This is a genomic window from Mesobacillus foraminis (assembly GCF_004340465.1).
Classification (GTDB): Bacteria; Bacillota; Bacilli; order Bacillales; family Cytobacillaceae; genus Mesobacillus_B; species Mesobacillus_B foraminis.
The window spans coordinates 349,450-360,950 of record NZ_SLVV01000005.1 but is presented as its reverse complement, the minus strand read 5'-3'; the positions used below and the strand labels follow the sequence as shown (position 1 = coordinate 360,950).

General features: G+C 45.4%; 10 protein-coding genes. All 10 read left to right on the top strand.

The window, feature by feature from the left end:
• Positions 1-14 precede the first annotated feature (14 nt).
• The 10 genes from EV146_RS10620 to rsmB all read left to right on the top strand — a co-directional run bounded on the left by EV146_RS10620 (position 15) and on the right by rsmB (position 11,500).
• Positions 15-2,705, top strand: coding sequence for a calcium-translocating P-type ATPase, SERCA-type (locus tag EV146_RS10620; RefSeq protein WP_132005658.1), 2,691 nt, complete (start codon positions 15-17; stop codon positions 2,703-2,705).
• Between the two features lie 109 nt (positions 2,706-2,814).
• A complete protein-coding gene (locus EV146_RS10615) occupies positions 2,815-3,690 on the top strand; it encodes a YicC/YloC family endoribonuclease (protein ID WP_132005655.1) in 876 nt (291 codons plus the stop codon).
• Between the two features lie 57 nt (positions 3,691-3,747).
• Complete coding sequence (gene remA, locus EV146_RS10610) at positions 3,748-4,011, top strand: extracellular matrix/biofilm regulator RemA (protein WP_121609311.1); 264 nt, start codon at positions 3,748-3,750, stop codon at positions 4,009-4,011.
• A gap of 10 nt (positions 4,012-4,021) precedes the next feature.
• Positions 4,022-4,636, top strand: a complete 615-nt coding sequence (gmk, locus tag EV146_RS10605) for a guanylate kinase (RefSeq protein WP_132005652.1) — start codon at positions 4,022-4,024, stop codon at positions 4,634-4,636.
• A gap of 1 nt (position 4,637) precedes the next feature.
• A complete protein-coding gene (rpoZ, locus tag EV146_RS10600; protein WP_132005649.1) occupies positions 4,638-4,862 on the top strand; it encodes a DNA-directed RNA polymerase subunit omega in 225 nt (74 codons plus the stop codon).
• 158 nt (positions 4,863-5,020) lie between these two features.
• Positions 5,021-6,235, top strand: a complete 1,215-nt coding sequence (coaBC, locus tag EV146_RS10595) for a bifunctional phosphopantothenoylcysteine decarboxylase/phosphopantothenate--cysteine ligase CoaBC (RefSeq protein WP_132005646.1) — start codon at positions 5,021-5,023, stop codon at positions 6,233-6,235.
• Positions 6,232-8,646, top strand: a complete 2,415-nt coding sequence (priA, locus tag EV146_RS10590; protein ID WP_132005642.1) for a primosomal protein N' — start codon at positions 6,232-6,234, stop codon at positions 8,644-8,646. Before coaBC ends, priA begins: the two co-directional genes overlap by 4 nt.
• A 73-nt stretch (positions 8,647-8,719) precedes the next feature.
• Positions 8,720-9,205: a peptide deformylase gene (gene def / locus EV146_RS10585; RefSeq protein WP_132005639.1), complete on the top strand. Its 486-nt coding sequence runs from the start codon at positions 8,720-8,722 to the stop codon at positions 9,203-9,205.
• A complete protein-coding gene (gene fmt / locus EV146_RS10580) occupies positions 9,202-10,158 on the top strand; it encodes a methionyl-tRNA formyltransferase (protein WP_132005636.1) in 957 nt (318 codons plus the stop codon). Before def ends, fmt begins: the two co-directional genes overlap by 4 nt.
• Positions 10,148-11,500 (top strand): 16S rRNA (cytosine(967)-C(5))-methyltransferase RsmB, encoded by a 1,353-nt coding sequence (gene rsmB, locus EV146_RS10575; protein ID WP_132005633.1) that lies wholly within the window; start codon positions 10,148-10,150, stop codon positions 11,498-11,500. The genes fmt and rsmB overlap by 11 nt, the downstream gene beginning before the upstream one ends.
• The last annotated feature ends 1 nt before the right edge of the window (position 11,501 follow it).

Below are 11,501 nucleotides of genomic sequence, written 5' to 3'. Positions count from 1 at the left end.
AGTGAGATGGCCCGATGAAGTTCCATGAAATGGATGAAACGAAATTAGCCGAAGTATTAAAAACAGATTTTACAGAAGGATTAAATGAAAGGGAAGTGGAAATCCGTCATAAGCAGCACGGGCACAACGCTTTGGAGGAAGGGGAGAAACAGTCCGCACTCCTCTTGTTCTTCAGTCAGTTCAAAGATTTTATGGTCCTGGTCCTGCTGGCTGCAACCCTGGTATCAGGCCTTCTTGGCGAAATTATTGATGCTGTGGCCATAATAGCCATTGTCATTGTAAATGGTTTCCTTGGTTTTTTCCAGGAAAGGAAAGCGGAGAAATCACTAGAAGCTCTTAAGGAACTTTCCGCGCCGCAGGTCCAGGCGCTAAGGGAAGGAAAATGGGAGAAGGTTCCCTCAAAGGACGTAGTACCCGGAGATATCCTAAAGTTTTCAAGCGGGGACAGAATAGGGGCGGATGTGAGGCTGATTGAATCTAAAAGCCTTGAAATAGAAGAATCAGCATTAACAGGAGAATCTCTGCCGGTCCAGAAATTTACAGGTGCTTTAAGAGTTCCGAATCCAGGAATCGGTGACATGGAAAATATGGCTTTTATGGGGACATTGGTTACGAGAGGAAACGGGATTGGTGTGGTCGTAGCTACAGGAATGAAGACCGCCATGGGTCAAATTGCCGGGTTGCTTCAATCTGCGGAGACAATGGATACTCCTTTGCAGCGCAGGCTGGAACAGCTGGGAAAGATTCTCATTACGGTCGCTTTACTGCTGACTGTGCTGGTCGTTGGAATCGGAGTTCTGCAAGGACATGACCTATATACGATGTTCTTGGCCGGTGTTTCACTTGCGGTGGCTGCCATTCCTGAAGGACTTCCCGCCATCGTGACAGTCGCTCTGTCCCTTGGAGTGCAGCGAATGATCAAACAAAATTCCATTGTCCGAAAGCTTCCAGCTGTCGAAACCCTTGGGTGTGCTTCTGTCATCTGTTCAGATAAAACTGGAACCATGACCCAGAATAAGATGACCGTTACGCATGCATGGAGCGGAGGGAAAACCTGGACGGTTGATGGAGTCGGCTATGAACCAAGAGGAAGATTTTATTCAAACAGCGAGGAGGTTTCTCCCGCTGACGCAAGACCCCTGCAGCAGCTCCTGACGTTTGGGATGCTGTGCAACCATGCCGAGATGATCGATAAAAACAATGAATATATGATTGATGGAGACCCGACAGAAGGAGCCCTGCTTGTAGCAGGCATGAAAGCCGGCCTGACAAGGAGCGGATTGCTGGCTCAGTTTGAAATTGTCAACGAGTTTCCCTTTGATTCTCAGAGGAAAATGATGAGCATCATTGTGAAGGATAAGAGTGGACGCCAGTTTGTTGTAACCAAAGGGGCCCCGGATGTCCTGATTGGTTTAAGCACTTCCATCCTCTGGAATGACAGACAGCAGCACCTCACTAAAGAACTCACCCAGAAGGTGCAGGGAGCCATAGATGGATTAGCAGGCGACGCCTTAAGGACCATTGCCATTGCCTATAAGCCACTTTCGGCATCTACCGTAATTTTAAGTGAAAAGGAAGCAGAAAAGGACTTGACCTTCATTGGCCTGCAGGGGATGATTGACCCGCCGAGGCCGGAGGTCAAGACAGCTGTAAGGGAATGCCGTGATGCCGGAATTAAAACGGTCATGATTACAGGCGATCATGTGATTACCGCAAAGGCGATCGCTGTACAGCTTGGAATCCTGACGGATGGCAGCAAGGTTATTGATGGCAAGGCGCTTTCCGGAATGTCTGTTGAAGAGCTAGAGGATATAGTTGAAGATGTTTCAGTTTTTGCGAGGGTTTCTCCCGAGCATAAATTAAAAATTGTAAAAGCTCTGCAAAATAAGGGTCATATCGTGGCCATGACAGGTGACGGGGTTAATGATGCGCCGGCAATCAAGGCAGCCGATATTGGAGTAGCAATGGGAATAACCGGCACGGATGTAGCAAAGGAAGCTTCTTCGCTGGTTCTTCTTGATGATAACTTTGCGACCATTAAAGCAGCCATTAAGGAAGGCCGGAATATTTATGAAAATATCCGCAAGTTTATCCGCTATCTGCTCGCATCAAACGTCGGGGAAATCCTTGTGATGCTGTTTGCCATGATTCTTGCGCTGCCGCTGCCGCTGGTGCCGATTCAAATTCTCTGGGTAAACCTTGTCACAGATGGGCTTCCGGCCATGGCGCTGGGATTGGACCAGCCAGAAGGGGATGTGATGAAGAGAGCACCTCGGCACCCAAAAGAAGGAGTCTTTTCCCGGGGTCTTGGGTGGAAGGTCGTATCCAGAGGTTTCCTGATTGGTCTTGCTACCCTGATTTCCTTTATGACCATCTATTATCGAAATCCGGCTGATTTGGATTATGCACAAACAATTGCTTTTACAACTTTGGTAGTGGCTCAATTAATCCATGTATTTGACTGCCGAAGTGAAAAATCTATTTTTTCACGTAATCCATTTGAAAATAAATTTCTTGTCTGGGCAGTCATTTCTTCTATGGCATTAGTGCTTGTTGTCATCTATTATCCGCCATTGCAGCCGATCTTCCATACGGTCCCTATTGAGGCAAGGGATTGGCTGTTAATTATCGGAATGTCCGCTTTGCCGACTTTTTTACTTGCAGGAACATTTTTAGCAAGAAAAACCAAGAAGAATATGTTATAATCCGTAAGGTAATAGAGAAGGCTCTATTGCCTTTCTTTTTTATGTGCTTTTTTAGTATATTAATGAAAGTATTAAATTTTCTACTTCTTTAAGAATGGATGTGTCCTGAATGGTCGTAAGCATGACTGGCTTTGGACGGAGCAGGGCGGACTCGGATCGTTATGGGGTAACGGTTGAGATCAAGACGGTTAACCACCGTTTTTGCGAATTTCATATACGCATGCCCCGCCAGCTTATGAATTTGGAAGATAAAATAAAAAAGGGTATAGCGAAATATATACAACGAGGAAGAGTAGAAGTTTATGTAACTCTTGAAGGCCAGGGGACTGCAACCCGCAGCGTTCAGGTCGACTGGGATCTGCTTGATCAATATATCCAATACATATCAGATATAAAAGAAAAGTATGGCTTGACCGGAGAATTGAGCCTTCAGGAATTAGTCAGCAGGGAAGAGCTTATTCAGATAGAAGAAAAAGAAAGTGATAATGAAGAGCTGGAATCACTTGTTCTGGAAGTGATCATGCAGGCGGCTGCCGAGGCCAGGAAGATGAGGGACAGGGAAGGTCTTGCCCTTGAAACAGACCTTAAAGGCAACATTAACGGTTTAAAAGACCGGATAGACCAGGTGAGGCAGCTTGCCCCGCTTGTCGTTGAACAATACAGGGAAAGACTTTCCAAACGAATGGCTGATTTCATCAATGGCGACGTGGACGAAAGTCGAATCCTCACCGAAGTGGCAGTGTTTGCTGATAAGGCCGACATCAATGAAGAACTGACAAGGCTTGAAAGTCATATAGGTCAATTTTACAAAATTCTCCTTCTTCAGGAACCAGTGGGCAGGAAACTCGATTTTCTGGTACAGGAAATGAACAGGGAAGTAAATACAATTGGTTCCAAAGCAAACGACTCAAAAATTGCGATGGAAGTTGTCGAGATGAAGAGCCTGCTGGAAAAAGTAAAAGAGCAGGTTCAAAATATCGAGTAAAGTTTAGAAAGCAGTGCACACGGTCAAAATAAAAAGAATGGGAATTGGGGGACCATCATGGCGATTAAGCTTATTAATATCGGGTTTGGCAATATAGTTTCAGCCAACCGGATTATTTCGATTGTCAGTCCGGAGTCTGCGCCGATTAAACGAATCATCCAGGATGCGCGTGATCGGGGATCCTTAATAGATGCAACCTATGGAAGAAGGACACGTGCGGTCATCGTGATGGACAGCGACCATGTGATCTTGTCTGCTGTTCAGCCGGAGACTGTCGCAGCACGCTTAAATGACCGCGATGATATCATTGATGAAGGGTAGGATTTGATAAATGCAGGAAAAGGGATTGTTGATTGTTCTTTCCGGTCCTTCCGGAGTAGGGAAAGGCACTGTCAGGAAAGAGCTGTTCTCACAGCCGGATACAGCTTTTGAATATTCAGTGTCTGCTACCACCAGACTGCCTCGCGAAGGAGAAAGGAACGGGATTGATTACTTCTTTAAAACAAGGGAAGAATTTGAAGAAATGATCAAACATGATAAGCTGCTCGAATATGCTGAGTTCGTAGGGAATTATTACGGTACACCAGTAGATTATGTCCGTGAGACTCTCGATTCAGGAAAAGACGTTTTCCTGGAAATAGAGGTCCAGGGGGCGAGCCAGGTCCGAAGCAAATTCCCTGAAGGACTGTTTATCTTTTTGGCACCGCCAAGTTTATCCGAACTGGAAAACAGGATTGTGACAAGGGGAACAGAAACGGAAGACTTAATTAGAAGCAGGATGAGAGCTGCCAGGGAAGAAATCGAAATGATGGAACTGTACGATTATGTTGTGGAAAATGATCAGGTGGAACTTGCGAGTGAGCGAATTAAAGCCATTGTTGTAGCTGAGCATTGCCGGCGTGAAAGAGTACAGTACCGCTATAAAAAAATGCTGGAGGTTGATTGAATTGCTATATCCTTCTATTGATTCATTGTTAACGAAAATTGATTCTAAATATTCACTTGTGTCTGTTGCTGCGAAGCGTGCCCGCAAGATGCAGGTCCAACAGGATTTAAGGCTCGAAAAATACGTTTCTCACAAATTTGTCGGAAAAGCGCTTGAAGAAATTCATGCTGACAAACTCCATTACAAGACTTCTGCTGATGAGGACGGCTCATATTCTGACGAATAATAAAAATAACAACCTAAATTTTTAGGTTGTTATTTTTATTTTAACTGTGAAGGAATGATGTATTTCACTCAATTTTTGCTTAAAAAGATGAAAAAATCCGTATGTTGAATCATAATGAAAGAAAGAAATATGCTAGCAATTGGGGGTTCTGCTCTTTTATGAACGGAAAAAGAATATTATTATGTGTAACTGGTGGGATCGCTGTCTATAAAGCTGTGGCTCTTACCAGCAAACTTACTCAGGCAGGCGCAGAAGTAAAAGTCATATTGAGCGATTCTGCAGCAAAATTCGTAACGCCCCTGACATTTCAGTCAATGTCGCGAAATGAAGTATATACAGATACATTTGATGAAAAAGACCCAAAAGGAATCGCCCATATCAATCTTGCCGACTGGGCTGATTTAATTTTAATAGCCCCCGCAACGGCTAACATTATCGGCAAGCTTGCAAATGGAATTGCTGATAATATGATTTCAACGACTCTCCTGGCAGCAACTTCTCCTGTCTGGATTGCCCCGGCCATGAATGTCCATATGTACGACCATCCTGCAGTGAAGAGGAATATAGGCATACTCTCTGGGTTTGGTTGCAAATTCATTGAACCGAGTGAAGGCTATCTGGCCTGTGGCTATGTGGGCAAAGGGCGCCTTGAGGAACCTGAGACCATTGTTGAATTAATGAAAAAGCATTTTGCAGGAACTGAAAAAACAAGCGATCTTGCCGGCAAGAAGGTTATTATTACTGCAGGTCCGACAAGAGAGAAAATTGATCCAGTCAGGTATCTTACGAACCATTCCACCGGAAAAATGGGCTACGCCATCGCCGAGGCCGCCCGGCAGATGGGTGCCAATGTGGTACTGATCACAGGTCCAGTAGCACTTGCTCCTCCACAGGGAGTACAGACAGTTGCAGTCGAAAGTGCCGAGGACATGTATCGGGCTGTACTTGACCGATACGACGAGGCCGATATCGTCATTAAAACAGCTGCGGTTGCGGATTACAAACCTAAAACTGTTTATGATCATAAGCTCAAAAAGCAGATTGGCGGGCAAACACTGGAATTGGAACGGACGAAAGACATACTCCTGGAGCTTGGAAAGCAGAAGAAAAATCAGCTGTTAGTAGGCTTTGCTGCTGAAACAGAGAATGTAGAGGAGTACGCAAGGAGAAAACTGCAGAAAAAAAATGCAGATATGATTGTTGCCAACAATGTTAAACTAGAAGGCGCGGGATTTGGTACGGATACAAATATCGTGACGATCTTCAAACAAGACGGCTCTGCGGTAAAACTCCCGATGATGCCAAAGATAGAGGTTGCCAGATATTTATTGGAAGAGATTGCAAAAGAGATTAAAAGGGACAGAATAATATGAACATTGCTAGTGTTATTGTGGATGTACCGGCAAAACAAACGGACAAACCCTTTGATTACCTGATCCCGGAACAATATAAGGAAGTAATTGTTCCGGGGGTGCGGGTAAATGTCCCTTTTGGCCCGCGAAATATCCAGGGATTTGTCACAGGATTAAAGACGGAATCTAATTTTAAAAAGCTTAAATCCATCGCTGAACCACTTGATTTAACGCCAGTATTAAATCCCGAGCTGCTTGAACTTGGTGACTGGCTTACCGAGCATTCACTTTGTTATAAAATTTCCGCGTTTCAGGCAATGCTCCCAGCTGCTCTTAAGGCAAAATATGAAAAAAAACTGATTTTGGCTCCTAAAGCCGCCTTGAACGATTTGCCCGAAGAAGTTAGACATCTTTTTGCTGGCGGGAAAGAAGCGAAGTGGGAAGAAGCAGTGGAACAAGGATTAATTGACACACTTAAAAAAGTGGCTGCCCGGGGACTGGTGGAGGTCGTCTACCAGGTGAAGGATCGTGTCCGAAAGAAACGGTTGAGGCACATATCGCCAACCGTGGACCAGTCAGTCATGAAAAGCCAATTCGACCAGCTTGCTGCCAATGCAAAGGGACAGAGGGTCCTCATTGAATATTTCCTTCAGCATCCGGAGCCTGTTGAGCTAAGAGCCTTGCTTTCCAGCTTGTCCATCTCGCAGGCTTCTGTTAAAGGCCTTGTGAAAAAAGGAATTCTCGGGGAACAGGACCTTGAAGTTTACAGGGATCCCTATGAGGCGAGGGAGTTCCAGAGGAAAGAGGCTCTGCAGCTTACGTCCGCTCAAAAGGATGCAATTGAGCCGGTTCTTTCTTCCATTAATGAGGACAGGCATGAGGTTTTTTTGCTTTATGGGGTAACCGGAAGCGGAAAAACAGAGATTTATCTTCAATCGATCCAGAAGGTATTAAGCAAAGGACAAGAAGCCATTGTGCTTGTTCCGGAAATCTCCCTGACTCCGCAGATGGTTAAAAGGTTTAAAGAGCGGTTTGGCGATCTTGTTGCAGTCATGCACAGCGGGCTGTCAGCGGGAGAAAAATACGATGAATGGCGGAAAATACAGCGGCGGGAGGTCAAAGTCGTCGTTGGCGCCCGTTCAGCGATTTTTGCGCCTTTTGAAAATCTTGGCATCATCATTATTGATGAAGAGCATGAAACAAGCTATAAACAGGAAGAAAATCCTCGTTATCATGCCCGGGATGTTGCCATTCAGCGTGGTCTGACCCATCGCTGCCCCGTGGTCCTTGGCAGTGCCACACCTTCGCTGGAATCATTTGCGAGAGCGCAAAAAGGCGTATACACTCTGCTCAGTCTGCCTGAAAGAATGAATCAGCAGCCCCTGCCAAAGGTCGAACTCGTCGATATGAGGGAGGAGCTCAGACAAGGGAACAGGTCGATGTTTTCCAGCTTGCTGTTTGAAAAATTGCAGGACAGGCTGGAAAAAGGAGAACAAACCGTGCTGTTCCTGAATAAAAGAGGTCATTCTTCCTTTGTGATGTGCAGGGATTGCGGGTATGTGATCAATTGCCCCAATTGTGATATCACCCTTACCTACCATCGGCACAAGGAACAGATGAAATGCCATTATTGCGGGTTTGAAGACATTGTTCCGGCCGTCTGTCCGGAATGTGCCAGCGAACATATCAGATACTTTGGAACTGGTACCCAGAAGGTTGAAGAGGAGCTGAATAAACTTCTTCCTGAGGCACGGGTCATCAGAATGGACGTGGATACTACGGGAAGAAAAGGATCGCATGAAAAGCTTTTGAATGCTTTTCAGGAAGGGGCAGCGGATATCCTGCTGGGGACCCAGATGATTGCGAAAGGGCTGGACTTTCCAAACATAACTCTCGTAGGTGTTCTTAGTGCAGATACGATGCTCCATTTGCCCGATTTCCGTTCATCGGAAAAAACCTTCCAGCTTTTAACTCAGGTCAGCGGAAGGGCAGGCCGGCATGAGCTCCCAGGTGAGGTCGTCATCCAGACCTATACGCCTGAACATTATAGTATTGAACTTGCAGGAAGCCAGGATTTTGACCGCTTTTATCAACAGGAGATGGTGGCAAGAAAGGTTCATAAATATCCTCCCTTTTATTATTTATCATTAATAACCGTCAGCCATGAAGAATTGATGAAGGCTGTATCCATTACGGAAAAAATAACGAGGTTCATCGCTTCTAGGCTTTCACAGGAGGCGGTAATTCTTGGACCAGTCGCTTCGCCAATTCCCAGGATCAATAATAGATATAGATATCAATGTTTGATAAAATACAAAAAGGAACCAGAGCTGAAATCTGCTCTTAAAGCCATTCTCGATCATTATCAGCAGGAGTCTGCATCAAGCACACTCCAAATATCAATGGATCTGAACCCATATATTTTGATGTAATGGCGTAAAAGTAATTCGTTTTGTGGAAACATTAAGTATTAGAATGAAGTAACTGGATAATGGAGGAAATGAATTGGCAGTACGAAAGATTGTTATGCATCCAGCAGATATTTTGGAGCAGGAATGCGAACAAGTTACTGTGTTTGACAGGAAGCTTGGAAAATTGCTGGATGATATGTATGATACAATGATTAAATTTGATGGTGTGGGATTGGCAGCCCCCCAAATTGGCATAAATAAACAGATTGCCATTGTCGATATTGACGATGAGCACGGAACGATCGAACTGATCAACCCTGAAATCATGGAGGCCTCAGGTGAACAGACAGGACCTGAAGGCTGCCTCAGCTTTCCGGGGCTCTTCGGTGAAGTGACTCGCCCTTATAAGGTAAAGGTCAAGGCCTTAAACCGGAAAGGCAAGGCTTTCCAACTTGAGGCGGATGACTTTCTGGCAAGGGCAATTCAGCATGAAATCGATCATCTGCATGGGATTTTGTTCACTTCTAAAGTCAGCAGATACCTGAATGAAAAAGAGCTAGAGGAGCTGAACGGAGAATGACAAAAATAATCTTCATGGGCACCCCTGATTTTTCGGTGCCAGTTTTGCGGCAGCTAATCACAGACGGCTACGATGTCATTGCTGTCGTAACCCAGCCTGACCGGCCTGTTGGCAGAAAAAAAGTGATGACTCCTCCCCCTGTAAAAGTGGAAGCTGTGAAACAGGGAATTCCTGTTTATCAGCCGGAAAAAATACGCCAGAAGGAAGAACTGGATAAAATTCTTGCTTTAAATCCTGATTTAGTGGTGACGGCTGCTTTCGGCCAGATTTTGCCGGAAGAATTGCTTGAAGCGCCAAGATTTGGCTGTATTAATGTACATGCCTCATTGCTTCCTGAACTTCGCGGGGGTGCCCCGATACACTATGCCATCATAAATGGGAAGGATAAGACAGGAATCACAATCATGTATATGGCAGAGAAGCTGGATGCCGGGGATATTTTAACCCAGGTCGAGATCCCGATTACAGAAACCGATAACGTTGGAACCTTGCATGATAAACTAAGTACAGCGGGAGCCAGACTTTTATCCGAAACAGTTCCAAAATTGTTGAACGGTGAAATCACTCCTGTTAAACAGAACGATGAGGAAGCTACTTTTGCATGGAATATCAAGCGGGAGCAGGAAAAAATTGATTGGACAAAGCCAGGGATTGATATATACAACCATATCCGCGGGATGAATCCATGGCCAGTAGCCTACAGCACATTAGAAGGTAGTGTTGTGAAAATATGGAATTCATCAAAGGTTGGACATACTGAAACAGGCAAGCCGGGTGAAATTCTTTCAATTGAAGAGGATGGCTTTATTGTAGCCAGTGGAGATCAGACGGCTATTAAAATAACTGAACTTCAGCCGGCGGGAAAAAAACGCATGGATGCCGGACAATTCCTCCGCGGTGCGGGGGCACACATTCAAACAGGCATGAAGTTGGGAGAAAGATATGAAGGGTAACAGGAAAAATGTCAGAGAAACTGCCCTCGAGCTTCTGGATTCGGTTGAAAAGAATCAAGCCTACAGCAACCTTCTGCTTAACAATGCCATTGAAAAAAATAAAATCGATAAAAAAGATACTGGACTGCTTACAGAGTTGATTTATGGGACACTTCAACGTAGGATGACTCTTGACTTTTATTTAGACCCGTTTATCAAAAATAACTCCAAGCTTGAAAAATGGGTTCTGCAGCTGCTGAGATTAACTCTGTATCAAATGGTCTATCTCGATAGGATCCCGGACCGTGCGGCAATCTTTGAGGCTGTTGAAATTGCCAAGCGGCGCGGCCATAAAGGTATTGCAGGGGTGGTTAATGGAGTCCTCCGAAGCATTCAGAGACAAGGGCTTCCCAGCCTTGGTGCCATTAGCGATCCAACTGAAAAGCTTGCTATTGAAACCAGCCACCCGGTTTGGCTGGTCAAACGCTGGGTCAGCCAGTTCGGCTACGAAAAAACAAAAGAAATGTGCGAAATGAACCTGACTGCACCTTTACAGACAGCCAGAGTGAATGTAACGCGCATTTCCGTGGAAGACTGCTTACTGCAGCTGGAAAAGGAAGGGTTCCTGGTCGAGCCAAGTCCCATCATTCCCGAAGCCATTAAATGCCTCCGGGGAAATTTGGCGGCATCAAACACGTTTAAGGAAGGACTTTTGACGATCCAGGATGAAAGCTCCATGCTTGCTGCTTATGCGCTTGGGGTAAAAAAGGATGACAGGATCCTTGATGCTTGTGCGGCACCGGGCGGAAAGTCCACCCATATTGCCGAAAAGCTGCAAAACTCGGGGAAAGTCCTTTCCCTCGACCTTCATGAGCATAAAGTAAAATTGATTGCAGAAAATGCCGGCAGGCTGGGTCTCACCAACATTGAAACAAAAAAACTGGACAGCAGGACCATACAGGGACATATTGAAGCTGAAACATTCGATTCCATCCTGCTTGATGCCCCATGCTCGGGCCTTGGGGTCATGAGAAGGAAGCCGGATATGAAATATACTAAGCGAGAAGAAGATCTGTCCCGCCTGCAGCAGATCCAGCTTGATCTGCTTGAAGCGGTTTCACCCCTGGTCAAGAAAGGCGGCACGATCGTATACAGTACATGTACAGTGGACCGCGAGGAGAACCAGGAGACTGTAAGATTATTTTTAGAAAAGAACCCGGGTTTTGAAGGGGATCTTTCCCTTGCAGACAGAATGCCCGAGGCAGTCCGTCCCTTGATCAGAGGATATGACATTCAGATACTGCCGCAGGATTTGGGTTCAGATGGATTTTATATAGCATGTTTACAAAGGAAGGTGGATTAAC

Bases quoted from the DNA above. Each gene is read 5' to 3' on its own strand.
- EV146_RS10620 (WP_132005658.1), top strand. From the start codon at position 15: ATGAAGTTCCATGAAATGGATGAAACGAAATTAGCCGAAGTATTAAAA.
- EV146_RS10615 (WP_132005655.1), top strand. From the start codon at position 2,815: ATGGTCGTAAGCATGACTGGCTTTGGACGGAGCAGGGCGGACTCGGAT.
- remA (WP_121609311.1), top strand. From the start codon at position 3,748: ATGGCGATTAAGCTTATTAATATCGGGTTTGGCAATATAGTTTCAGCC.
- gmk (WP_132005652.1), top strand. From the start codon at position 4,022: ATGCAGGAAAAGGGATTGTTGATTGTTCTTTCCGGTCCTTCCGGAGTA.
- coaBC (WP_132005646.1), top strand. From the start codon at position 5,021: ATGAACGGAAAAAGAATATTATTATGTGTAACTGGTGGGATCGCTGTC.
- priA (WP_132005642.1), top strand. From the start codon at position 6,232: ATGAACATTGCTAGTGTTATTGTGGATGTACCGGCAAAACAAACGGAC.
- fmt (WP_132005636.1), top strand. From the start codon at position 9,202: ATGACAAAAATAATCTTCATGGGCACCCCTGATTTTTCGGTGCCAGTT.
- rsmB (WP_132005633.1), top strand. From the start codon at position 10,148: ATGAAGGGTAACAGGAAAAATGTCAGAGAAACTGCCCTCGAGCTTCTG.